Origin of the sequence: Agrobacterium sp. DSM 25558 (assembly GCF_900100825.1) — a bacterium.
Classification (GTDB): domain Bacteria; phylum Pseudomonadota; class Alphaproteobacteria; order Rhizobiales; family Rhizobiaceae; genus Agrobacterium.
Genome location: NZ_FMUD01000037.1, coordinates 24,943 through 48,280, shown reverse-complemented (window position 1 = coordinate 48,280; position 23,338 = coordinate 24,943). Strand labels below are relative to the sequence as shown.

Below are 23,338 nucleotides of genomic sequence, written 5' to 3'. Positions count from 1 at the left end.
TCAGTCATGTGCGCGATGGCGGCACGATTGCAAGCATCGTTCCGGTGCCGGAAGCCGCCAAAAACGGAGAGCGTGTCACCATTCATGAACTCTTCCACCGCACCGATGCAGTGACGCTCGACGCCGTGCTTGATGCTGCCCTGCGCGGTCTGTTGATTATCCCGATTTCCCATATCTTTCCTCTTGAGGAGATTGGTCTGGCGCAAAATACCGTAGCAGCGGGAGCACCGGGCAAAGTCGTGCTCAAGCACTGAGGGATCAAGACAGCGCCTGCCTGTCAACGACTTTTAAGGCTATCGCGCCGTTCCTGATATTTCCACGACCGGATTGCAGGTGGCGGCGCGTTCCGCCCGCTCGACGCTTTCACATATGTCGCTACAGTGAAACGAGGAGCTTGTAAATTGCGCGTAGCAAGGACTTGCCGCTTAAAAGATCTGTCTTCATCAGAAGACCGGGGCATATGGTCGGCTCTTGTCAATGGTTCAGATAACTCACTGGATCACTGCAGGTCCGGGTTGCAATAGCAGCCCCTTCTGCCATCGGGTTCGGTTCGTAAGCGATCAGTGTTGGCAATGCGGAACGCGCACGTTCCGCAATGGATTTGCACATGAAACAAAGCGTCGTCCGACTCCTTGAAGAGGACTAACCGCCCAGCCTAGCAGGATTGAAGTGACGCAGCTTTTAGGCGTCTGGTCTCGACTGACTTTACGGGCACCGTTGCGCCGCTGGCGAGCATCAAATCAAAGGCCAAACAGGCGAGCTATCCTCAGCACGCATTCTGAGAATGAACGTTTTTCGCTCGCTCGACGATGCTGAGCATGCCGCCGTTAGCACCCGCAATCTTGGACGAAATACGCAGACCGAGACCAAGCCCCTGGATTCCGGCTGTGTCATTGCCCGGGAAGAACGGCTGGTGTCATCCGGCCTCCAAGGCTGGCCCCTTTCGGCGCGGAAGGGTGACCCCATATGCTAGGCAGCATTTGTATCAATTTTTGCTGCCTCGCCGGGGTCATCCTTCGGTGCCTATCGCGGGGTCAAATGGCTTGCATAAACACGCCACGCGCTGCCATCAGATCCTCGACCATCCGCAGGCTCAGCGGAAATCGGAAATACAGCCAAACGGCATGGGTTATCACTTGCGCCGGAAATCGGTGACGACAATAAAGAGGATCACGGGCAGATCTGGTCATGCAGCAAAATCTAACAGTTTGATCGATGCAGGGTTAACGTTACTTTGCCCGGCATACCGATACCTGCCCACGGCATCAGCTTTCACCGAACCAGATCCAGATTGAAATATGAATTGGAGTTTTATAATGAACGACATGACCATCTCTTCAACCAAAGAACATGAGAGCGGACATCGCAAGATAGAGTGGGCGCGTGCTCACATGCCGATCCTTGCGGACATCAAGGCCCGCTTCGCACGCGAGACTCCGTTTAAAGGTCTTCGTATCGGCATATGTCTGCATGTTGAAGCAAAAACAGGCGTCTGGCTCGACGCACTTACAGCAGGCGGCGCAGAAATTACAATAACTGGTAGCCCTGGCTCAACGCAAGATGATGTCGCCGAAGCATTGAACAAGCACCCGTCGATTACAGTATTGGGCGCTAAAGCTGACAGTCGTGATACCCATGACCAACATTGCCGGGATGTTCTCCGCTCGAAACCCGATATTATCGCTGACAACGGCGCGGATCTTCTGACTTTGCTCGCGACTGAACCGGAATTCGAAGCGCTGCGCACCACGATCAGAGGCAGTACCGAAGAAACGACAACGGGTGCGTACCGCCTCAGAGAAAATAATGTGAACCTCGATTTCGCCACTTGGGTCATCAATGACACTCAGGCGAAAAAGATCGTCGAAAATCGGTATGGTGTCGGCAGTTCGGTTGTCGATGGCGTGATGCGAGCAACGAATGTCATGCTGCATGGCAAAACGGTGGTCGTTGTTGGATATGGTTACTGCGGCTCTGGCGTAGCGCAGAGGTTTCGCGGCATGGGTGCCCATGTCATCGTCGTCGAACGTGACCCCATGCACCGCCTAGAAGCCCATCTCGAAGGTTTCAGGACTGCCGATCTCGATGACTGCCTCGACCAGGCCCAGATTTTAGTCACTGTGACTGGTCGCGACGGTGCTTTGACATTCGACGCGATCACAAGGCTCCGCGACGGCTGCATTCTGGCCAATGCGGGGCATTTTTCGTCGGAGATCGAGGTTGATCGGCTGGAAAGCGCCGCCATCTCGATAAAGGATTGCCGCGATGGCGTGAAGGAATATCAGCTCGATGGGGGAAGACGGGTCTTTCTGCTGACCGACGGAAACCTCGTCAATCTCGCAGCGGGAGATGGAAACCCGATCGAGATCATGGATCTCGGACTTGCGCTCCAGTCACTCAGCCTGGAGCAAATGGCGTTGCTGGGTCGCAGCGTCGCCACAGGTGTCCATCCTGTCTCTCTAAAAATCGAACGTGAAGTGTGCTCGCTGGCCCTGCGCGCGTGGGTTTGATCGGGCGGGTTTTCTTGTAAGGCGACTCTGAGAGCGGCGGGCGGGTTGAAATCTTAACGGAGAGCCGCAGGGATCCCCTCCCCTACGTGACTGCGTTCTGTCACACCAACCATCTGCATTGGTTTTGGCACTCATCCTGGCCCGCTGAAAGCTTAATACGGTATCGGCAACGAAACGTCGATCAACCAACGGACTACAGGTATGCATCGAAGACACTTGCTAAGACTTGAAAGCATGAGCACCAATGACCAGGAAAGAAAATGTAGTCCGGTTAGGCTTAAACCAACATTTTGAAGGGGGACATTTTTTCGAGACCTACCGTTCGGACGGTCGTGACGAGCTGGACACTCCACGCGGTCGCCGAGCAGCGGTCTCGGTTGCCCGGCGCACTGGTGCAAGCCGTCGCACCATCAAGGGTCATCTCAAGACACTCGTGGATCAACGACACCTCATCCTGCACGGCACCGGCTGCGGTGCCTGGTGCGGCCTTTCCTGATGAGGGGTTTCAAACCGATCTGAAGGAGGGTTTTGAAAGGATCGGCACCAACGACCCGTTGGTTCAATCGTTTTCTGTGGCACTCACCGGTTGCTGGAACTTCTGCCTTTTACGTAGTCTCGACCTTCCTGAATTCGTCCGTGAGCGCTTCGACGAAGCTTCGTACCTTCGCAGTAGGTCGGCGCCCGGCGGGGTAGATCACGTGCATTGGACGAGACGGACCATCGTGATCGGGCAGGACTTGAACAAGTCGCCCGGCAGAGATTTCCGCATTCAGTACGCTTTCCGGTCCCAAGGTGATGCCATAGCCTGCGATCGAGGCATGCAACAAGGCCTTCCAGTCGTTGCTACGGATTCTACCGCTGATGCGCACCTCCTCGCATCTGCCGCTGCGAGTGAACTGCCAGCGGCAGGGAACCGAAGACGGCCCGTCGCCATAGGCAAGGCAATCGTGCTGCTCCAGATCCAGTGGAGTTCGAGGGGTGCCTCGCCGGATAAGATAGTCCGGAGACGCACATGCAATCAGTCGATAGGGAGCGAGAGGAAGTGCGATCAGCGACAGGTCTTCGACCTCGCCGATCCTGACCATCACCTCGAACCCCTCCTCGAACGGATCAACAAAACGGTCGTTGAGAGTAAGGTCTATTTGCATGTCTGGATAGCGATCGAGATAGCGCGTCACGAACGGTGCCAGACTGTAGGCACCGAAGGTCATGGGAGCATTGACCCGGAGCAGACCTTTTGGCTGGGAACGCATATCAAGTGCAACGGATTCAGCCGCTTCGACGTCTGAAAGCAGTTGCTTGCAGCGATCATAAAAGATCCTTCCCACGTCGGTCAGACTTTGTCGTCGCGTCGTACGGTGAAGCAGGGCGGTCCCAAGTCGGTCCTCCAAAAACACAATGTGTTTGGCGACCATTTGGGGTGACATTCCCATCGCATCTGCTGTGGCGGCAAAGGAGCCGAGGTCGGAAGCTTTGACGAAAACGGCCATGCTGGAAAACCTGTCCACGATTGCCTCCTAATGGTTGGGAATGTCTGCTCATATTCGCAATTTATCCGAACTCAACGATCAATTAAAGCTGCGTTCGCCACTTCACCGGAGAAACATTATGGAAATTGGAATTATAGGGGCAGGCATGGTTGGCCGTGCCATCGGCAAGCTCGCTGTCGCTTCGGGCCATTCGGTCATGTTGAGCAACTCTCGCGGTCCTCAGACCCTGTTCAGCCTAAGCCGCAGCATTGCCTGCCAGGTAGGAACTGCCGACGAGGCCGCAGCGTTCGGCGACCTCGTTGTCATCGCGATTCCACTGGCAGCTTATCGGTCTATTCCGGTTGAGACACTCGCGGGCAAACTGGTGATCGACACGAACAACTATTACGTTGAACGCGACGGCAACATCCCGGAACTGGACGAAGGCGAGACAACGACAAGCGAAATGCTGGCGCGCCACCTTCCACGCTCACGAATAGTCAAGGCGTTCAATGCGATCATCATGGATGACCTCGAAAACGGTGGACGTCTGCCAGGATCGTCTAAACGGCGTGGCCTTCCCTTGGCCGGCGACAATTCCGCCGATAAGGCAGTCGTCGCAGGGCTCTATGACCAGTTCGGCTTCGACCCGGTGGATGCCGGCCTCCTCGCCGAGGGATGGCGACTGGAGCGCGGCAGGTCGGTTTATTGTGTCCCGATGGATGCCGAACATCTGAAAGATGAGCTTGAAAAAACGATCCGATAGTTCGGGCGGGGAGGCAGTTGAGAAGCCTGATCGCGATAAACGGCGGTTTGGTTTATAATGGTTACCGCGATGTCGCGCGCCGCTTTATGTTTAGAGCGCATGACAAGTCACACCATCCTATACGGTGAGATCTTTCAGTTTCGTCGCGTATAGTCAAAATAGTCGGTCTTAATGATACTCTCGTCTTACGGCAACGATCACTTCATAGGTTAAAACATGGCAACGGGTACTGTAAAGTTCTTTAACGATGACGAAGGCTTTGGATTCATCACGCCCGAAAATGGCGGACAGGATGTGTTCGTACATGTCTCTGCGCTAGAGCGGGGAAATTCGCTTCGAGAGGGTGACAAGGTAACCTTTGAAGTCGGGCAGGATCGCAAGACAGGTAAGTCCAAAGCTGAGAACGTTTTGGTAATCTAGGCAAACGATTGGTCAACAGGCGAAACCCAAGTCGGATCGCCCCGCCCGAAACGACAGAACTAGAGAGACGGTCAGTATGACTCTCATAGTAATGTAGATCACGAAGCGGTTGTCGCCCACATCAGGATCGTCGGCTATAGATATGAGACAGCAGTCCTTCAGTCGTACGAGACGTCATCTGATCTAAGAGCCATCTTTGCACCAGTTGTCAGGAGAGTCCCGGGTTTTCAATTTGACCTTACCCTGCCAGTTTTCCATTGCCATTTTCATCGCGAATTCACCAGTGTGAAGTTGCCCAGTGAAGAGTGGGGTATCTTGGTTGTAGTTCAGCAGTATGCAAGGATCGCTGGGCGTTAAAGACTGAACATGCCACGCAATACGACAATCCCGGTCCCCGAGAGTTCCGGGTCAGGCGTGAGCCGGATCCGCAGAATGCTGCGTCGACCCATTTTCGTGCCTTGCTCGATCTCCAGTTCGCCCGCTTTTAGATTTCCGGTGGCCGCAAGGTAGGCAGCGAGAGGTCCGGCCGCGGTGCCTGTTGCAGCATCCTCCCACAAACCGACCGTAGGATTGAAGAACCGGGCGTAAGCCCTCTCCGGCACATTGCGGTCGAAGGCATAGACGTAGCAGCCCTCTGCTGCGGTTTTGCCGAGAACGGCAAGCAACGTGCGGGCATCCGGGCGCGCTTTGTCGACGACGCCCGCATCGTGGACCCGGACCATCAGATGCGCGGCTCCGGTATCGGCGGGACGCGGGTTTGGCTCCGAAAGGATGTCGCCATCAGCGAGGCCGAGGGCGGAGGCCAACGGCCCGATATCTTCCAATGCGGCTGACATGCGCAACGGCGCTTGGCGCATCCGCCCATGAACGCGGCCATCGATCGACACGAGTTCGATCGGCAGGACATCTGTGCCGATCTCCTGCCTGAAGGTCCGCGCGGTCCCCAGCGAGCCGAGATCCCCGTGCTCTCCCAGCCAGAGCCAGGCTCCAAGCGCGTTGTGCCCCGCGCCGAAAACCTCCACGCCGCTGGCGGTGAAGGATCGCAGTTTCCAGTCTGCGCGCGTGCTGCGCATGATGAACGTCGTCTCGGCCTGATTGAATTCGCCCGCGATCCGCCGCATCTGCTCCCCGGTCAGATCGTCGGCACCCTGCACCACGGCGAGCGGGTTGCCCGTCAAGGGCACTTCCGCAAAGACATCGATAATACCGGCAACCAGTTCGGTCATTTGCTGCCCCTTACATTGGATGAGTTATTCCCTTGAGGTAAACCTGTCCGGAGACCATAATTACTTTCCAGTGTGGAGAAAGATCGAACTTCTCAGCTTGAGGATGAAATGGATTCAGCATGACCCGTACGCGCCTGCCACCGCTGTCGTCTCTTCGCGCTTTCGAAGCGGCGGCGCGAAGGACAAGTTTCAAGGCGGCGGCCGAAGAGCTTCTCGTTACGCCGACGGCCATCAGCCATCAGATCCGGCAACTCGAAGCCTATCTTGGGTTTCGCGTTTTGAACCGCACACCCAGGGCTGTAACGCTGACCCTGCCAGGAATGGCTCTCTATGAAGCGACGGCCGCCGGATTCGGTGAGATCGAAAGAGTGGTCGCACAATTGCGAGTGGACACAGGGCCAACTGCGGTAACGCTCTCGTCAACGACCGCATTTCTGAGCCACTGGCTAGTACCCAGAATTGAAGCGCTGCGTAAGACCATTCCCACCATCGATCTCCGGCTGCATTCGTCGAATGTCGTGGAAGATTTGCGGCCAGGCGGGATCGAAACCGCCATACGCTATGGAAACGGTCCATTTCCCGGCGTGACTAGCGTGGTCCTTTGCACGGACCAGCTAACGCCCGTTTGCAGTCCCAACCTCGGCGTTTCGAACCTGGACGATTTGAGAGACGCGACGCTGATCCATATCGATGGACGAAACCGCCCATCGCCGACGCCGGAATGGTCAAGCTGGTGCGCGCTGGCCGGCTTCACGGGCTTGGATACCGATGCCGGCCCCCGGTTTCCCGACAGTATGCTGGCTGTCCAGGCCGCCATCGCCGGTCAGGGCGTGACAATCGTCAGTCGGGTTCTGGCGGTCGATGCTCTTGCTGCGGGCCTGTTACAGGCACCCTTCGCCCAGTCTCTCACCGGCGACGCCTATCATTTTGTCTGCGCTGCAGGTCTGGCACATCGGGCGGACATCACAGCACTCCGGACATGGTTTCAGGCCAGCTTTGCAACACTATAGTCTGCTCATGCAGCAAACAGCGGTCTTTGTGTTGTCATCGCAATATGGCGCGCCATGGTGTAGCCTCGGCGGCTCTTGCGGGCCGAGAGGATTAGAACGATCGATACTTATCCATCGCCATTGAATATCATCGATCGTGGATGCCCACGGACCACTACAGAACAGACGCTTTTGTCGTGGTGAGATGGAAGGTACGACCATCACACAAATGGCTGTTAAAACTACATTGTCCAGTTTCTCGTGCAACGGCGCGTCTCCAGCACAGTCTCCTTTGGCACATAAACAGCTGCTTTCATGCAAAGGATGTCTGCCTTATCCTCGCCAAATGTATAGCCCCACGTTAGCACCCTAGCCGCTACTCGATTGAACCTCACGGTGAGCTGGCAACCTTAACCCAATGAAGACCATTTCGCGTCGCAGCAACCAAAATCGCTGCCTAAAGTAATCGCCGAGATTGCCGCTTTCACTTCATCGACACCGAAGAACTTGCAGACGAGCCTGTAGCGCGATGCCTTCGATCGAAGGCCCTTTGTTAATGCCGGTTACAAATATGATTGCTACCACGATTTGCGCTTGTTTCAAGGCAAGGCATATTGTGTTGATGACGGTAATCGCGCCCTTCGCTCACACTGCAATCAGGCTTTGATCTTGCTCCGCGGATTCTTTCAAACCCAGATTGGCGCGCAGCGTCCCGCCAGCATAGTCACGACGGAACACGCCCCATTCCTGAAGAATTGGCACCACGCTTTTCACGAACTCATCGAAACCACCGGGCGTGAGATGCGGCGCGAAGACGAAGCCGTCGGCTGCGTTGGCCTGGACATATGTATTGATGTCGCTGGCGACTTGCTCCGGTGTTCCAACAAATTGCTGTCTGGCCGTGACCTTGATGATCAGTTCCCGAATGCTCAGCTTGTCACGCTCGGCAATGTCACGCCAAGCCTTGGCCGTTTCCAGACGATTATCGTAGCGGTTTGCCCGCCCCTGGGCCAATTGGGTGACGGAAACATCAGGGTCTACTTCGGGCAGCGGTCCATCGGGATCGTAGGCCGACAGATCGCGATTCCACACTTGCTCCAGAAAGACGATTGCGTTTTTTGGACTGACCTGCTGAAGCCGGATGGACTTTTCTGCTTCCCGGGCTTCCTCGGCGGTGTGGCCCAATACGAAATTGGCCCCAGGAAGAATTTTCAGGGCATCATAGTGGCGTCCGTGTCGCGCAAGGCGTCTTTTTACATCGGCATAAAAAGCCTGCCCCGCCTCGAGCGTGCCGTGGCGCGAGTAAATCAGGTCGGCTCGGCTTGCAGCCAGTTCGCGTCCTTCCTCGGAATCTCCGGCCTGCGCAATGACCGGACCGCTTTGTGGTAAGGGCGCAAGATTTGTTTGCCCAGCGATGTCGAAATGTTTCGAACGGTGGCTGAACTCGCCGCCTGCCCATATCTTTCGCGCCGCGTCGAGAAATTCGCGGGCGCGTTGATAGCGCTCTTCGAAAGGAAGATGATCGCCTCTGCGGAAGTTGGCACCCGTAAAGGCACCCGGAGACGTAACGACATTCCAGCCCGAACGACCGCCGGATAATATGTCGAGGGTGGCAAGTTGCCGAGCCAACGGATAGGGTTCGTTGAAGGTCGTCGTCAAGGTGCCGATCAGTCCAACATGTTCGGTGATGGAGGCCAGCGCAGTCAGTATGGCAAGCGTATTGGGACGTCCCGCGACATCAAGTTCGTGAAAGCGGCCCTTCTGTTCGCGAACGCGCAAGCCTTCCGCAAGAAAGATGAAATCGAACTTTCCAGCCTCGATTGTCTGCGCAAAATGGCGAAAGGATGAAAAGTCGATCTGGCTTCCGGCGGCTGGATCGCTCCAGACGGTGAAATTGTTCACGCCCGGAAATTGAGCGCCAAGAATGATCTGTTTTTTCGACATGGATTTTCTCTCTTTGGTCAGGCAACGCGGGCATAGCGATTGATGGCGACAGGCAAGCCGAGGCGCTGACGCAGGCTTCCATTGTCGTCGACGCGAATGAGCCCGGCCTCCGTGAGAGCCGGCAAAACCTCTTCTCGCAGAGAGCGGACCTGTTTTTCGGGATCATCGAGAACGAGACGAATGCCATTGATTCCGGCGTGCGCGGCATCGGAGATCGTTTCCAAAAATAGACCGGTGATATCCGTATCGGTGCCAAGGCTGATATCCGCGAAGAGGATCGGGGATGACGCAGCCGGGAGTCCTTGCAAGGTCTGGATGAGAGGCCCGAATACGTTCTCCGCTTGCCGCAGAAAGATAAGGTCGGCTTTTGCTGCGAGCGAGGGATCATCCTGCTCCGTCAATGCAATCGCGACAACCGGCTGGCCTTGCGGTGGTCGGGGGGTGATGGATGGGCCGAGAACCCTGAAGTCGGAGCCTTGGAAATTGACGTAATGCAGCTTGTCGCCATCCAGAAACCGCTGGCTCTTGCTATCCCGGATCACCGCGTCGTCCTCCCAGCTGTCCCACAGGCGGCGAATGGTTTCGAGAGCGTCGTCTGCGTCCTGCTGCAATGCTTCATCGTCTATGGTTGGGAAGCCCTTGAGTTTACCGATCGTCCTTCCAGCCTCCTCCGCCCTGTCCCCGCGCAATTGCTGGACAAGAAGCCCGGCGCGGCCCTGACTGACATAATCCAGCGTGGCTATTGCCGTGGATACGTGAAACGGCTCGAGAAAATTCAAGGGTGCGCCGGCGATGATCCCAAGTGTCTGCGTTCTTGCCGCCAGCCAGTTGGCCAAAAGCACTGCGTCCGGACCATCGGATGTTTTACGGGCATATCCATCCCGAAGGGTGACGAAGGCGACTGCGCCATCCAGATCGCCAATTAACGTGCTCCAGAATAATGGCCACGACGACGACGGATTGTGGGAATGAGAGGCGGCATCCAAGCCGATGCCGATGTGCAGATCGTGTCGTTGTGTCATAGCGGTGTCCTGTGTGTGCGGCGGTTAGTCGATGTATGAGCGCGCAGCTATGCCGCCGTGGTCTCATAGGTCTTCAAACGATCTATGATTTTCCGCTCCTGCGCGGCTTTGAGGTTGGTCACTCTAATCGTCGCCTCTTCAAATGAACCGGCTGGCGGGTAGATCGGCGTCGTTGGTGTCTGGCCCGCTTTGCTGCCGATGAGTTTTTCGAAGGGTAGCGAGCGATAGAGCCGCGGGTCGACCGTGGTGTCGAAGAGGGGCCGATATCCAAGCGATATATAAAGGGCGGTTGCCTCCGGCTGACGGAAGCCTGTCGACAGATAGGTCCGGGTGTAACCGAGTTCTGCAGCATTTGCCTCCAGCGCAAGCACGATGCGCCGGGCCAGGCCCTGCCGTCGCAGATCATCCCGGCTCCAGATACGCTTCAGTTCCGCCGTCTCATCGTCATGGCTCATGAAGGCACCCCCGGCAATCGTTTGCCCGTCCCGTTCAATCAACAGGAAGTCACCCAAGGCCGGTCTGAAAGCTTGGACCGGATAGCGGAGAATCTCGGCTCTTGCGCCGCCCGGTCGCGAATCCGCGCCGTATCTTTTGTCGTATTCACTCGCAAGCCCGTCAATCAGTGGCTGTGCCGCCTGCTCCAGAAGAGAGGAGCGAACGATCGTATCCGCCATAGACATGTCTCCCACCAACAATCTGCGTCAAAATCTGGTGTCCAACCGACTGCCGCAACGACACAAGGCTGGTCCCGACGTCGACACCTCTGCCATTAGAATGCATGCCTGCACCCGGCTTTGCACGGCACGATCGTTTATCCGGCGATGGATTATTGGAAGATCATTGCTCGATTAAATAGAATACTAAAATTATAGATTAAGGGAATTGCGACGTTTATCCTGCAAAGGAAGATCAATGCCCTACGCGCTGAGTTTTCTCGACAAAAGCCCCATTCACGAGCAGGAAAGTTCACATCTGGCTTTGGCCGGGACACTTTCTCTTGCCCGAAAAGCCGAGGAGCTGGGCTTCAAGCGCTTCTGGGTCGCCGAACATCATAACACGGCAAAACTGGCAAGTTCATCTCCGGAAGTGCTGATTGGTTTCCTGCTGGCACAGACCAAACATATCAGGATCGGCTCCGGCGGCGTCATGCTGCAACACTACAGCGCCTACAAGGTGGCGGAAAATTTCAATCTTCTTGCTGCGCTGGCACCGGGCCGCGTCGACCTTGGGGTCGGCAAGGCACCGGGCGGTTTGCCGCTTTCCACCCGCGCGCTCCAGGGCGCTTATGACCCGGTCCGCAAGCCAAGCTTTGAAGTGCAATTGCGGGAGCTGGCTGGCTTCTTGCAACACGACAAGAGCGGCAAGGACGGCGAAGACAGTCTGGCGGCATTCCCTGTGCCTGATCTGCCACCGCAGGGCTTTCTGCTGGGCGCGAGTATCGAAAGCGCAAAACTGGCAGCAAGCCTTGGCTGGGGTTTCGTTTATGCGGGCCATATCAACGGCGATGAAGCGGCGATTTCAGAAGCAATTTCAGCCTACCGCGAAGCGGGCGGCACCACGGCCCTTCTGGCAGCAAGCGTCGTGACGGCACCCACGGGGCAGGCAATCGACCTCAGTCATGAAATTCGTCGCTTTCGCGTCGAGATCGAAGGCGGTCAGGGCGTCAATGTCGGAAGCGAGGCGCAGGCGCTTGAATATGTTCGCCAGGCCGGAGCCATACAGTACCGGATCGAAGAGCGGACACCACTTCTCATTCAGGGTTCGCCTGAAACGGTCCATGCCACATTTCACCGGCTGCACACCGCTTTCGGGGTGGAGGAATTCATCATTGATTGCCCTGCAACGGCACCTGCACAGCGCTTGCAAACCATAGAGCTTCTGGGCCGCGCACGCGCATCTCTTGCAGCCTGAACCATTTTCCCAACATCAGGATCCACGAGATGGTCACGAGACGACATTTTCTAGCCGGGGCAAGTTTAGCAGTTCTCTCGATGACAACCGGCGTTCGAACCGGCTTTGCCGCTGGCGAAAACGCTCCACTAACCGGTGGTTCGCTGACATGGGGTGTGGAAACGGAGCCGAGCACGCTTAATCCTCATCTGAACGGCCAGGCAAAGGCAAAGCTCATTTTGAGAAACGCCTATGAATCCCTTCTGGCCCGCACGCCCGAGGGTGGATATGTGCCGTGGCTGGCCAAGGACTACGCGATCTCGGAGGATGGCAAGACTTACACGTTTCATCTGCGCGATGACGTGACATTCAGCGATGGTGAGAAACTCGATGCTGCAGCCGCGGCGCTCACCTTCATCAAACTGAAAGAGCCGACCTATTCGGGTAGCATCAGTGCCGGTCATGTCTCCCATCTGAAAGAGGCGATTGCCGAGGACAGCCACACGCTCGTCTTGAAATTGAGCCGGGTTTACGCGCCGTTTCTGGATGGTGCGGCCGGTATCGAAATCCTGTCTCCGAAGTCCTATGAATCCTCCCAGCTGAAATCAGGTGGACCGGAACTCGCCGGAACCGGCCCCTTCATTCTTGATCGTTATGTCAAAGGTCAGGAGATACGTTTCGTCAAAAACCTGGCCTACAACTGGGCACCGGCAAATGCGGCTCATCAGGGCCCAGCCTATCTCGATGAGGTCATCTATCGCTTTCTGTCGGAGGCCTCCGTTCGCACCGGTGCCATCAGTTCTGGTCAGGTGGATGTGATCGAAGGCATAGCCGGAAATGATGCGGGCCTGTTCAAGGACAGCGACGAATTCACCTATCAAAGCGCGATCAATACGGGCACGCCCTACACGCTTTACCTCAACACGCAGAACGGGCCCACGACTGACGTCAAGGTACGCAAGGCGGTGCTTGCGGCGATCGATGTCGATCGCGTCATTCAGTCGGTCTATCGCGGAGAACGGCAGCGCGCCTGGGGGATCTTGACCCCCGCCGATACGGATTTCTACGACAAGTCCATCGAGCGTGCCTATGGCTTCGACGCCAAACTCGCAAACAGCTTGCTCGATGAAGCCGGATGGACCGCGCGCGACGCCGAAGGTTTCCGCACGAAGGATGGCAAGCGGCTGACCATCGAAATCATACAGTCCCAGGTGACGTTGCGCGACCAGCGCGACATTCTGCTTCAGGCCGTCCAGGCGCAGGCCAGACAGAATGCGGGCATCGATCTCGCCCTGCAATATGTCGATACCGGAACCTATGCGAACCGACAGAAGGATGGGCAATACGGCATTATTCCGAATTCTACCACGACGCAGGAAAACGGCACCACGATCTATTTCCACTATCTTCCGCGCGATAAGGGCGGGTCGATCAATTACAGCCGCACGGAAGCGCCCGAGATTTCCGCTTGGCTGGATGAAGCGGCCTCGACGCTGGACGCCAAAAAGCGCTTCGAAATCTATGCCAAACTTCAGCGATTCGCCCTGCTCGAACAGGCATACGGCCTGCCGCTCTACGTGCCGGAAGACCAGATCGCCGCCTCTGCGCAGGTGCAGGGTGTGGGCTTCCGCTCTTTCAAGCGGCTTCCCGAAAACGCCTACGACATCTGGCTGCAAAAGCAGGCCTAGCAAAAACAATGAATATTTTACGGAGAGACACTCATTATGCTTTTTCGCAGACAGATTCTGACTTTAAGCGCTGCCATTTTCATATCGTCCACCATGCCCGCATTGTCGCTGGCGCAAAACGCAAAACCAGTGAGCGGCGGTAAGTTGACATGGGGTGTCGAAACCGAACCCGCGACGCTCAACCCGCATCTCAACGGTCAGGACAAGACAAAGCTTCTTCTGCGCAATGTCTACGAATCCCTGTTGGCACGAACAGCGGACGGTGGCTATGTGCCATGGCTGGCAACGGAATACTCGATCTCGGAGGACGGTAAGACCTATACGTTCAAGCTGCGCCGCGATGTGACGTTCACCGACGGAAAAGCATTCGACGCCAATGCTGTGGTCACGAATTTCACCAAGCTGAAGGATGCAGCCTATTCCGGCAGTGTCAGCGCCGGTCCGGTATCGCGTGTTTCGGAGGTCAAGGCGGTCGATAGCCATACGGTCTCCTTCACGCTGAAAGAGATTTATGCGCCGTTTCTGGATTATGCCGCCAGTCTGGAAATCCTGTCTCCGGCAGCCTTCGAGTCTGCACAGCTGAAATCCGGTGGGCCGGAAATTGCAGGGACTGGACCGTTTATTCTGGAGCGTTACGCCAAAGGGCAGGAAATCCATTTCAAGAAGAACGCCGCTTACAACTGGGCACCGAAAACGGCATCCCACCAGGGACCGGCCTATCTCGATGAGGTCACATATCGCTTCCTGTCTGAGTCGTCGGTCCGTGTCGGTGCGCTGACGTCCGGTCAGGTCGATGTCATCGAAGGCGTTTCCGGCAATGATGCGGGCCTCTTCAAGGTCAATACCGAATACAGCTATCAAACCGCACTCAACACCGGCACGCCCTATTCGCTATTCTTGAATGTAACATGGGGACCGACGCAGGACCTCAATGTTCGCAAGGCGCTAATCGCATCCATAGATGTACATGCCGTCTTGAAGGCGGTCTATCGCGGCGAACGCACACGGGCATGGGGCATCACATCGCCCATCGATCCGCAGTTTTACGACAAAAGCATCGAGAAATCCTATGGCGCGGACCCAAAGCTCGCCAATACGCTTCTGGATGAGGCAGGCTGGAAAGAGCGCGATGCGCAGGGTTTTCGCACCAAGGATGGCAAGCGTTTAACGATTGAAGTCATTCAGGCACAGGCCACGGTGCGTGACCAGCGCGATGTGCTGTTGCAGGCACTTCAGGCGCAGGCGCGCCAGACCGCAGGTATTGATCTGGCCATCGTCTTCGTGGATGCGGGTACCTATACCGAACGCCGAAAAACCGGCCAGTTCGGCTCGATTGCCAATTCCAATACCCCGACCGATGCCATCGATATCGAATATCACTACCTACCACTCGACGCAGGCGGCTCGATCAACTACAGCCGCGCTTCGGCACCGGAGCTTGGGACATGGCTCAAGGAAGCGGCCTCGACGCTGGACCACAAGAAGCGGTTCGATCTTTACGCAAAGCTCCAGCGCTTCGCGCTTGTCGATGAAGCCTACGCCCTGCCCCTGTATGAACCAGAGGATCAGGTCGCTGCCGCAGCCCATGTGAAGGGCATCGGCTTCCGTCCGTTCAAGCAACTGCCTGAAAGCGCCTACGACATCTGGCGCAGCGAATAGTCCTTGTCGTCAAGAAACTCTGCGACTCCCAGTCGCAGGGCCACATCAGGAGCGAGAGAGCATGAGTATAGAAAATACCAGTTTGATCGGCGGGGCATCTTCCGTTCGTGCGTCTCGTCGGTTTCGGCTGAACCGCAACGGTCTTGCATCGCAGATTGCCGCGTGTATCGGCTCCGGCATCCTCGTTCTGTGGGCGGCGGTGACGCTGAGCTTTCTCAGCCTGCAATTCGCACCGGGTGATATCGTCACGTTGCTGATCGGAGAGCAATTGCGAACACCGGAGGTCGAAGCGGCCATTCGGGCGGAATGGGGTTTGAACGCCCCCCTATTCACGCAATATCTGAACTATCTTGGCCGCATCTTGCATGGTGATTTCGGACGCTCCTATATTCTGCAAACGGACGTTTACAATCTCATTCTATCCCAGATCCTTCCCACGCTGAAACTCACGGCGGCTGCCCTCGTCGTCGCCATCGTTTTTGCCGTCGCAAGTGCTGTGTTAACCGCGGGCAAACGCCTGCCGCGCAGCATTGCGGGCGGGCTGGAACTTGTGCTGATTTCGACGCCGTCTTTCTGGCTCGGCATCATCCTGCTATTCATCTTCTCCTTCACGCTCAAACTCTTTCCCGTATCGGGTGACAGAAGCTTTGCCGCTCTGGTGTTGCCTGCGCTTTCCCTTGGCCTGTCGCTCGGCGCTGTCGTCGGGCAGGTGCTGCGTGAAGGGCTGGAACGGGCATTGGAGGAACCTTTTGCGCTGACCGTTCGCAGCTGGGGAACCAGTGAACTCGTGCTGAAATTACGCCATTGCCTGCGGCATGCAGCACTCCCCGCCATCACGCTAACCGGCTGGCTGGTCGGCAACCTGCTGTCCGGCGCGGTCATCACCGAAGCGGTGTTCGGCAGGCCGGGTCTTGGCCGCATCACCGTGGACGCAGTCCTAGCGCACGATATGCCCGTCGTGCTGGCAGTCGCGATCATCTCGGCCTTCATCTATGTCGTTTTGAGCATGCTGGTCGATGTCGTCTATCTCTTTGTCGATCCGCGTTTGCGCAACGAAAGCCGGGAGGCCGGTCGATGAGCCTGATCTCCGAATTACCGAATACATCACAAGCGCGTACCGGGCGCGTGCTGCGGGCAGCGATATCTCGACCCGGTCTCGTTATTGCATCGCTTTTTCTGGTGCTCGTTTTTGTGGCAACCTTCTGGCCGCAGGCTTTGACGTCGAGCGACCCGATCATGGCTGATCCGTTGCAGTCGCAAATGCCGCCATCCGCCGCCCATTGGTTCGGCACCGACCATCTGGGCCGTGACGTATTTTCCCGCGTGGTGCATGGTGCCCGATATTCGATCTTGATCGGCGTGAGTGCTGTCGCCGTTGCTGCCATTTTCGGATCGCTTCTCGGTATTCTAGCCGGTCTTATTCGCGGCGTGGTGGACGAAGTCATAACCCGCGCGCTGGATGTTGTGTCGTCCTTTCCAGACCTGCTGCTGGCGCTGGTGTTGATATCCTTTACCGGTCCCGGCACCGTCAATCTCATCTTCGCTCTCGGCATCGCATCCGTTCCGCGCTTTGCCAGAATGGTGCGTGCCCAGACCTTCGTGATCGCCAAAAGCGGTTATTTGGAGCAGGCCAAAACCTTCGGGCTGACGCCGGGCGTGCTTGTGCTGCGCCACATCCTGCCGCACGCCATAGCGCAGGTTCCCATTTTGGCGACCATTGGCCTGGGCACCACCATCATCCAGGCATCGGGACTAAGCTTCCTTGGCATGGGGCCGCAGCCGCCTGCACCTGAGTGGGGGGCCATGCTGGCCGAAGCCCGCAACTACTTGCGCGTCGCCTGGTGGATCGGCGTTTGGCCCGGCATCGCCATCACACTCACGGTGATTTCCATCAGCGTAGTCGGCAGGCACTGGCAAGCCGCATTCGACGGCAGGAGGCAGGCATGACACCGCTCGTCAAAATCCGCAATCTGACTATCGGATTCCCTCATGGTCGGGACGAGAACACCGTCGTTCATGGCCTCGATCTCACCATCAATCCCGGCGAGACCGTGGCGCTGGTCGGCGAATCCGGCTCAGGAAAGTCAGTCACTGCCCGTTCGCTCATTGGCCTCGTGGGTGCCGGTGCACAGGTAAAGGCCGATCTATTCGAGGTCGCTGGAGACAATGTTCTCGGCTTTCGTGACAAGAACTGGCGGCGTTTGCGCGGCGGAAAGATCGGCTTCGTCCTTCAGGACGCGCTCGTCTCGCTCGATCCGCTACGGCGCATCTCGCAACAGCTTTCCGACGCTGTCGGTGGACGTCGCTTTTTCTCTCGGTCGGATGTGAAGGCCGACAGCCGTGCGCTCCTGCACTCGGTCGGCATTCCCGATCCCGACAGGCGGTTGCCGCAATATCCCCATCAACTATCCGGGGGCCTGCGCCAACGCGCACTAATCGCCACCGCCATTGCCAGACATCCCTCGTTGCTGATTGCCGATGAGCCGACAACCGCGCTCGATGCAACGGTGCAAAAGCAGATCCTCGATCTTCTGGCGGAACGGCGCGAGGCCGGACATACCTTGCTGCTGATCAGCCACGATCTGGCCGTCGTCTCGCGCTTGGCGGACCGGGTGCTGGTAATGAAACATGGTCGGATCGTTGAGGAAGGGCCGACCGGCGAGATCCTCTCCAGGCCGCAACATCCCTATACCAAGCAATTGTTGGACGCCGTTCCCTCAGCCCATTCCAGAGGTTTCCGGCTTTCCCCGGCAAGTGAAAGTTATGAGCCGACACCGCAACCGCGTGTCCACGCACAAGCTATCGAGCGGGTGCGGATTGCCCTGCCGGAAAAGGTTATCGACGCCAGTAAGCGCATCCTTGAGGCGCGCAATCTGTTCAAGCGTTATGGCGGGCCAGGGGAAGCGCCTGCCGTCAACGATGTCTCCTTCGACCTTAAATCCGGCGAAGCGCTGGGCATTGTCGGGGAGTCCGGGTCCGGCAAGACGACGGTGGCGAAGATCATACTCGGGCTTGTCGAGCCCGATGACGGCACCGTTCTGATCGACGGCAAGCCCTGGAGCAATATCAGCGAAGCGGCCCGACGACCCCGGCGCGCAGATATGCAGCTCATCGCACAAGATGCGCTTAGCTCCTTCGATCCCCGCTACACGGTCGAAAAGATCGTCGGGGAAAGCCTCGATTCAGTCGGGCTTTTTGGCCCGGCCCGCCGTGCCCGGGTTCTGGAAGTTTTGGATGCTGTGCGTCTCGGACCGCAATTTCTTGATCGGTATCCAAGAGAGCTGTCGGGCGGCCAGCGACAGCGTGTGGCCATTGCCCGTGCATTTGCACCACGCCCTCGCCTGCTTATCGCAGACGAGCCGGTGAGCGCGCTCGATGTGTCGGTTCAGGCGCAGGTGCTCGACCTGTTGGCCGAACTCCAGGCTGCGTCTGGCACATCGCTCCTGTTCATCTCTCACGATCTGGGCGTGGTCAATCATCTGACGGATCGCGTCGTCGTCATGAAGGATGGCAGGATTGTAGAAACCGGCCAGGTGACGGACGTCTTTGCCGCCCCTCGCCACAGTTACACCCGTGCCCTGCTGGATGCCGTACCGGTTCTGGCCTGACATTTGAAACATTCATCCATTGAGGAGGTCCACCATGACGCCTGTTCGTTCCCATCGCCTGAAAACGCTGGTCGGCGCTGGCAATTTCGTCGCCGCAGCCAATGACATCAGCCCGGCAGCAGGGGCCAAACGTGCCGTGGAATTGGCGCACATCGCAGAGGCCAACAAAATCACCGGGCTTTTCACGGCCGATCTTCTGCAAACAGACCCGGCCGGACTTGCCGGAACGACGGGAACGCAGGAGCCAATCATCGCGCTTGCGGCGCTCAGCCAGGTCACATCCTATATCGGCCTGATCGCCACCGTCTCGACCACCTTCCACCACCCTTACAATCTGGCACGGCTGATCGGTACGCTCGATCATGCTAGCGGTGGCCGTGCAGGCTGGAACGCGGTGACGTCCTCTGTCGGCGAGGAGAATTTTGGCGAGACGCTGCCAAGCCCCGAAGAGCGCTACGAGCGGGCCGCGGAATTCATCGAAATCGTCAATGCGCTTTACGATGCCAATGAGCGCGATGCTGCAAAGCGCAATCGCTCGGGCGGCATCTCCATCGATCCGGCGAAATTCCACCGCATCGATTATCGCGGCAAGCATTTCAGCGTCGATGGTCCGCTCAACATACCGCCACTGCCGCAGGGACGCCCGGTTCAGTTCCAGGCCGGGCAATCCGAGGCCGGGGTCAATGTGGGCGCGCGTTATGCCGAAGTGGTCTATACCTCCCAGCCCCGGTTGGAAGATGCCATCGCCTTCGTCACAACGCTGCGCGACCGCGCAAAGAGCTTTGGTCGCGGCGCAAATCTGCCCTTCATCATGAACTCTTTCCACTCCGTCATTGGTGAAAGCGACGCCGATGTCGCCCGTCGCCTGAAAGAGAAACACGAGCGGATCGACTACGAGCAAGGCAGGCTGAAACTGGCGGACATGCTGGGCGGGCATCTCGACCTTTCAGACCTGCCGCTGGACAAGCCGTTGCCGGACACGCTCATTCCCGATGTCACCAGCATCAATCGCAGGCGCGGACGCGTAGAAATCTTCCAGCGTTATGCGCGCCAGGGTCTCAGTCTTCGTGAATTGATCATTCAGGCACAGGAAACCGGCCACTGGTCTGTTGCAGGCACACCGGAAGAACTGGCGGACGCCCTTGAAGAAAGATTCCGCGCTGGCGTTCTCGACGTCATTTCCCTGCATGGCTTGGGTAATCCCGATCAGGAAGATTTGCTTTTGAATGGCCTATTGCCCGAACTGCGCCGCCGCGATCTGATCGACACGGATTACATCGGCGAGGACTTCCGCGCCAATCTGGAATTACCCACTGTTTCGAGCGAAAGCGCTTCACGAGCGTCAGCAAAAACGGCGTGAAATGTCATGTTCCATCCAGGGTAGAACGAGAACAATCAATTCTCCTGTCGGCACCAAGACGCACAAAATAGTCTTCTAAATCTATCTACAAAAAATACTTTAGATTGCGACAGTGCCTCGACATTGCGAGGTGACCATATCAGGAGAGATTTATGATCAGAATGTCGGGCAGGCGTTTCGCCATCACAGCCTTTATCGGGATCTCGTTGGCAGCCAGTGTTGCCGACGCGGCCACACTCAGATGGACCCGCGCGTCGGACGCTTTGACACTCGATCCGCATGCCCAAAACGATGGTGTCAGCGGCACCCTTCTCAATCAGATTTATGAATCATTGGTCTGGCGTGATGCAAAAGGCAAGCTCGTGCCGCGGCTGGCGAGCGAATGGAAGGTGAAGGATGGCGATCCCTCTACCTGGGTTTTCACGCTTCACAAGGGCGTAAAATTTCACGATGGTGCCGATTTGACGGCAGAGGATGTGGTCTTCTCGCTCAATCGCGTGCGTTCCGAAAAATCCAGCCTGCGCCAGCTCCACGCAGACGTCGTGGATGTGAAGGCGGCTGATGATTACACGGTCGAGGTGAAACTTCGCGCACCCAACCTGATCTACCCGAACAATCTCACCGGCACCTATATTCTCGACAAGGGCTGGGCAGAAAAGAACAATGTCGCCGATGTACAGGATGTTGCTGCCAGAAAAGATAATTTTGCTGTCCGCAATGCCAATGGCAGTGGTCCCTTTACGCTGAAATCCCGTGAAGTGGGTGTAAAAAAACGGTTCTGGAGGCCAACCCTGATTATTGGGGCACGAAGCCGGCCATCACGGAAATCATCTACACGCCGATTGCAGATGCATCCACACGCATTGCGGCCCTTCTGTCGAGTGAGGTGGATTTCGTTCAGGACGTACCGGTTCAGGATATCGACCGGCTCAAACAGACATCGGGCGTGAAACTCGTCACCGGCGCTGAAAATCGTTCGATTTTCCTTGGTTACAGACTGGATGCGGCACCGCTGGCGTCTTCCAATGCAAAAGACAAAAACCCCTTGAGCGACGTGCGCGTGCGCCAGGCATTCGATCTGGCCATTGACCGCGAAGCGCTGAGAAAAGTGGTTCTGCGTGGCAATTCCATTCCCACCGGCGTGATCGTTCCTCCATTCGTGCACGGTTGGTCGCAGGAGCTGGATGCCTATTCGAAGCCAGATATCGATAAGGCAAAGGCCCTGCTGAAGGAGGCGGGTTATCCCGACGGCTTTACCATCACGCTCGATTCCCCCAACAACCGCTACGTCAACGACGAGGCCATTTCTCAGGCCGTCGTCGGCTTCCTCGGTCGGATCGGCGTCAAGGTGACGTTGGCATCACGGCCATTCGCGCAACACTCGCCGCTGCTGGCAGACCGCAAATCCGACTTTTTCCTGTACGGCTGGGGCGTGCCGACCTTTGACAGTGCCTATAACTTCAACGACCTAATCCACTCGCGCACTGGACGCTATGGCGCGTGGAACGCCACTTACTTCTCCGATCCGGCAATAGACGCGAAAATCGAAACTCTCGGCGCAGAACTGGACGTCAAGACACGCGATGCGAACATTGCAGAGCTCTGGAAGTATGTGAAAGACGAGCATCTTTACCTGCCTTTGCACAACCAGATCATCGCCTGGGCGGCCAAGGACAATCTCGACTTCGAAATCCAGCCGGACAACTCACCGAAGTTCGTCAACTTCACCGTCTCGAAATAACCGGATAAGGCAATGTCGTGACGGTGCTATCTCCCGTCACGACTGTGTCTGAAAGCATTGCATGACAGGTTTTATTCTCAGTCGATTGCTCCAATCCGTTTCCGTCATGTTGGCGGTGGCTTTGGTGTCTTTTGCGATCATTCGCTTTGTCGGCGATCCGCTGGAATCCATCGCCAGTCAGGATACGAGACTTGAGGATCGCGTTGAACTCAAGGAGAGGCTTGGCCTCGACCAGCCTGTTCATATCCAGTTTCTCACCTTTCTTCAGCGAGGCATGTCAGGCGACTTCGGCATTTCCTATAAGCAGCAGGAACCGGTGACGCGGATGATCGCGGAACGGTTGCCAGCCACGCTGGAACTGGCCTTTGCCTCCGCCACCATAGCGCTTGTCCTTGGTGGGGCGCTTGGTGTCTATTGCGCGCTCAACCCCGGCGGCGTCGCGACACATCTGATCATGACCTTGTCATTGATCGGCGTTTCTCTACCGACATTCCTGATCGGCATCGGGCTCATTTCACTGTTTTCGGTCGAACTCGGCTGGCTTCCCTCTTTTGGGCGCGGTGAAACGGTCCGGCTTGGCTGGTGGACGACCGGTTTGCTGACGACGTCCGGATGGCGCTCGCTCATCATGCCCGCCATCACCTTGTCGCTCTTTCAGATGACCCTGCTGATGCGGCTGGTGCGCGCAGAAATGCTGGAAGTGCTGCGACAGGATTATATCAGATTTGCCCGTGCCAGAGGGCTGTCACGACGCGCCGTTCATTTCGGGCATGCGCTGAAAAACACTCTGGTGCCGGTTATCACGGTCGCAGGTCTTCAACTGGGATCGGTCATTGCTTTTGCCGTCGTAACTGAAACCGTTTTCCAGTGGCCGGGCGTCGGTTCGCTGTTTATCGCTTCTGTGCAGTCCGTCGATGTGCCGGTCATGGCCGCGTATCTCGTGTTCATCGCTCTGCTGTTCGTCATCATCAATCTGGTTGTCGACATTCTCTATTACGCCGTCGATCCAAGACTTCGCATCGACAACGCACGAGCGGGGGCATGAT

Annotated in this window: 19 protein-coding genes and 3 pseudogenes; 16 read left to right on the top strand and 6 right to left on the bottom strand. The window is 57.0% G+C overall.

Going from position 1 to position 23,338, the window contains the following annotated elements:
* A pseudogene (locus DSM25558_RS23225) lies at positions 1-254 on the top strand (NADP-dependent oxidoreductase); the annotation flags it as partial.
* 798 nt (positions 255-1,052) lie between these two features.
* On the opposite strand, the pseudogene DSM25558_RS23215 reads toward DSM25558_RS23225, so the two are convergent.
* Positions 1,053-1,190, bottom strand: a pseudogene (locus DSM25558_RS23215) (IS6 family transposase); the annotation flags it as partial.
* Positions 1,191-1,316: 126 nt separating this feature from the next.
* Here DSM25558_RS23215 and DSM25558_RS23210 point away from each other — a divergent pair.
* Entirely contained in the window at positions 1,317-2,510 is a 1,194-nt protein-coding gene (locus DSM25558_RS23210) for an adenosylhomocysteinase (RefSeq protein ID WP_077107035.1), read from the top strand.
* A 244-nt stretch (positions 2,511-2,754) separates the two neighbouring features.
* Positions 2,755-3,006 (top strand): cupin domain-containing protein, encoded by a 252-nt coding sequence (locus tag DSM25558_RS29070; protein ID WP_077107034.1) that lies wholly within the window; start codon positions 2,755-2,757, stop codon positions 3,004-3,006.
* A gap of 109 nt (positions 3,007-3,115) precedes the next feature.
* On the opposite strand, the gene DSM25558_RS23200 is transcribed toward DSM25558_RS29070, so the two are convergent.
* Complete coding sequence (locus DSM25558_RS23200; protein ID WP_077107033.1) at positions 3,116-4,018, bottom strand: LysR family transcriptional regulator; 903 nt, start codon at positions 4,016-4,018, stop codon at positions 3,116-3,118.
* A gap of 100 nt (positions 4,019-4,118) precedes the next feature.
* Here DSM25558_RS23200 and DSM25558_RS23195 point away from each other — a divergent pair, with 100 nt between their 5' ends.
* Together DSM25558_RS23195 and DSM25558_RS23190 are read left to right on the top strand one after the other, a co-directional pair.
* A complete protein-coding gene (locus DSM25558_RS23195; RefSeq protein ID WP_077107032.1) occupies positions 4,119-4,745 on the top strand; it encodes an NADPH-dependent F420 reductase in 627 nt (208 codons plus the stop codon).
* Positions 4,746-4,961: 216 nt separating this feature from the next.
* Positions 4,962-5,165 (top strand): cold-shock protein, encoded by a 204-nt coding sequence (locus DSM25558_RS23190; protein WP_077107031.1) that lies wholly within the window; start codon positions 4,962-4,964, stop codon positions 5,163-5,165.
* 353 nt (positions 5,166-5,518) lie between these two features.
* Here the strand turns inward: DSM25558_RS23190 and DSM25558_RS23185 are convergent, their stop codons facing one another.
* On the bottom strand, positions 5,519-6,391 hold the full coding sequence (locus DSM25558_RS23185; RefSeq protein ID WP_077107030.1) for a PhzF family phenazine biosynthesis protein: 873 nt from the start codon (positions 6,389-6,391) through the stop codon (positions 5,519-5,521).
* Between the two features lie 119 nt (positions 6,392-6,510).
* Here DSM25558_RS23185 and DSM25558_RS23180 point away from each other — a divergent pair, with 119 nt between their 5' ends.
* Positions 6,511-7,401: a LysR substrate-binding domain-containing protein gene (locus DSM25558_RS23180; protein WP_077107029.1), complete on the top strand. Its 891-nt coding sequence runs from the start codon at positions 6,511-6,513 to the stop codon at positions 7,399-7,401.
* 624 nt (positions 7,402-8,025) lie between these two features.
* Here the strand turns inward: DSM25558_RS23180 and DSM25558_RS23175 are convergent.
* The 3 genes from DSM25558_RS23175 to DSM25558_RS23165 are packed head-to-tail and all read right to left on the bottom strand — an operon-like array spanning position 8,026 to position 11,020.
* Positions 8,026-9,324 (bottom strand): LLM class flavin-dependent oxidoreductase, encoded by a 1,299-nt coding sequence (locus DSM25558_RS23175; protein ID WP_077107028.1) that lies wholly within the window; start codon positions 9,322-9,324, stop codon positions 8,026-8,028.
* Positions 9,325-9,341: 17 nt separating this feature from the next.
* Positions 9,342-10,346: an LLM class flavin-dependent oxidoreductase gene (locus DSM25558_RS23170; protein ID WP_077107027.1), complete on the bottom strand. Its 1,005-nt coding sequence runs from the start codon at positions 10,344-10,346 to the stop codon at positions 9,342-9,344.
* A gap of 47 nt (positions 10,347-10,393) precedes the next feature.
* The gene (locus DSM25558_RS23165; RefSeq protein ID WP_077107026.1) at positions 10,394-11,020 is read right to left on the bottom strand and encodes a GNAT family N-acetyltransferase; all 627 of its coding nucleotides are present in this window, start codon (positions 11,018-11,020) and stop codon (positions 10,394-10,396) included.
* 238 nt (positions 11,021-11,258) lie between these two features.
* Here DSM25558_RS23165 and DSM25558_RS23160 point away from each other — a divergent pair, with 238 nt between their 5' ends.
* The 10 genes and pseudogenes from DSM25558_RS23160 to DSM25558_RS23120 all read left to right on the top strand — a co-directional run bounded on the left by DSM25558_RS23160 (position 11,259) and on the right by DSM25558_RS23120 (position 23,337).
* Positions 11,259-12,257, top strand: a complete 999-nt coding sequence (locus tag DSM25558_RS23160) for an MsnO8 family LLM class oxidoreductase (protein ID WP_077107025.1) — start codon at positions 11,259-11,261, stop codon at positions 12,255-12,257.
* Between the two features lie 80 nt (positions 12,258-12,337).
* Positions 12,338-13,924 carry an ABC transporter substrate-binding protein gene (locus DSM25558_RS23155; RefSeq protein ID WP_371480449.1) on the top strand — a complete coding sequence of 529 codons (1,587 nt, stop codon included), beginning with the start codon at positions 12,338-12,340 and terminating at the stop codon, positions 13,922-13,924.
* A 36-nt stretch (positions 13,925-13,960) separates the two neighbouring features.
* Positions 13,961-15,583, top strand: coding sequence for an ABC transporter substrate-binding protein (locus DSM25558_RS23150; protein ID WP_077107023.1), 1,623 nt, complete (start codon positions 13,961-13,963; stop codon positions 15,581-15,583).
* Positions 15,584-15,644: 61 nt separating this feature from the next.
* Positions 15,645-16,661 (top strand): ABC transporter permease, encoded by a 1,017-nt coding sequence (locus tag DSM25558_RS23145; protein WP_077107022.1) that lies wholly within the window; start codon positions 15,645-15,647, stop codon positions 16,659-16,661.
* Entirely contained in the window at positions 16,658-17,530 is an 873-nt protein-coding gene (locus DSM25558_RS23140; RefSeq protein WP_077107021.1) for an ABC transporter permease, read from the top strand. The genes DSM25558_RS23145 and DSM25558_RS23140 overlap by 4 nt, the downstream gene beginning before the upstream one ends.
* Positions 17,527-19,191 (top strand): dipeptide ABC transporter ATP-binding protein, encoded by a 1,665-nt coding sequence (locus tag DSM25558_RS23135; protein ID WP_077107020.1) that lies wholly within the window; start codon positions 17,527-17,529, stop codon positions 19,189-19,191. Before DSM25558_RS23140 ends, DSM25558_RS23135 begins: the two co-directional genes overlap by 4 nt.
* 34 nt (positions 19,192-19,225) lie before the next feature.
* Positions 19,226-20,551 carry an NtaA/DmoA family FMN-dependent monooxygenase gene (locus DSM25558_RS23130; protein ID WP_077107019.1) on the top strand — a complete coding sequence of 442 codons (1,326 nt, stop codon included), beginning with the start codon at positions 19,226-19,228 and terminating at the stop codon, positions 20,549-20,551.
* A gap of 152 nt (positions 20,552-20,703) precedes the next feature.
* A pseudogene (locus DSM25558_RS29480) lies at positions 20,704-21,261 on the top strand (ABC transporter substrate-binding protein); the annotation flags it as partial.
* A gap of 68 nt (positions 21,262-21,329) precedes the next feature.
* Positions 21,330-22,292, top strand: coding sequence for an ABC transporter substrate-binding protein (locus tag DSM25558_RS29475; protein ID WP_371480454.1), 963 nt, complete (start codon positions 21,330-21,332; stop codon positions 22,290-22,292).
* Between the two features lie 61 nt (positions 22,293-22,353).
* Entirely contained in the window at positions 22,354-23,337 is a 984-nt protein-coding gene (locus DSM25558_RS23120; RefSeq protein ID WP_077107018.1) for an ABC transporter permease, read from the top strand.
* Position 23,338: the final 1 nt, after the last annotated feature.

Coding starts and splice junctions, on each gene's coding strand:
- DSM25558_RS23120 (WP_077107018.1), top strand. CDS start 22,354: ATGACAGGTTTTATTCTCAGTCGATTGCTCCAATCCGTTTCCGTCATG.
- DSM25558_RS29070 (WP_077107034.1), top strand. CDS start 2,755: ATGACCAGGAAAGAAAATGTAGTCCGGTTAGGCTTAAACCAACATTTT.
- DSM25558_RS23185 (WP_077107030.1), bottom strand. CDS start 6,391: ATGACCGAACTGGTTGCCGGTATTATCGATGTCTTTGCGGAAGTGCCC.
- DSM25558_RS23145 (WP_077107022.1), top strand. CDS start 15,645: ATGAGTATAGAAAATACCAGTTTGATCGGCGGGGCATCTTCCGTTCGT.
- DSM25558_RS23150 (WP_077107023.1), top strand. CDS start 13,961: ATGCTTTTTCGCAGACAGATTCTGACTTTAAGCGCTGCCATTTTCATA.
- DSM25558_RS23180 (WP_077107029.1), top strand. CDS start 6,511: ATGACCCGTACGCGCCTGCCACCGCTGTCGTCTCTTCGCGCTTTCGAA.
- DSM25558_RS23155 (WP_371480449.1), top strand. CDS start 12,338: ATGACAACCGGCGTTCGAACCGGCTTTGCCGCTGGCGAAAACGCTCCA.
- DSM25558_RS23160 (WP_077107025.1), top strand. CDS start 11,259: ATGCCCTACGCGCTGAGTTTTCTCGACAAAAGCCCCATTCACGAGCAG.
- DSM25558_RS23195 (WP_077107032.1), top strand. CDS start 4,119: ATGGAAATTGGAATTATAGGGGCAGGCATGGTTGGCCGTGCCATCGGC.
- DSM25558_RS23190 (WP_077107031.1), top strand. CDS start 4,962: ATGGCAACGGGTACTGTAAAGTTCTTTAACGATGACGAAGGCTTTGGA.
- DSM25558_RS23135 (WP_077107020.1), top strand. CDS start 17,527: ATGACACCGCTCGTCAAAATCCGCAATCTGACTATCGGATTCCCTCAT.
- DSM25558_RS23175 (WP_077107028.1), bottom strand. CDS start 9,324: ATGTCGAAAAAACAGATCATTCTTGGCGCTCAATTTCCGGGCGTGAAC.
- DSM25558_RS23210 (WP_077107035.1), top strand. CDS start 1,317: ATGAACGACATGACCATCTCTTCAACCAAAGAACATGAGAGCGGACAT.
- DSM25558_RS23170 (WP_077107027.1), bottom strand. CDS start 10,346: ATGACACAACGACACGATCTGCACATCGGCATCGGCTTGGATGCCGCC.
- DSM25558_RS23140 (WP_077107021.1), top strand. CDS start 16,658: ATGAGCCTGATCTCCGAATTACCGAATACATCACAAGCGCGTACCGGG.
- DSM25558_RS23130 (WP_077107019.1), top strand. CDS start 19,226: ATGACGCCTGTTCGTTCCCATCGCCTGAAAACGCTGGTCGGCGCTGGC.
- DSM25558_RS23165 (WP_077107026.1), bottom strand. CDS start 11,020: ATGGCGGATACGATCGTTCGCTCCTCTCTTCTGGAGCAGGCGGCACAG.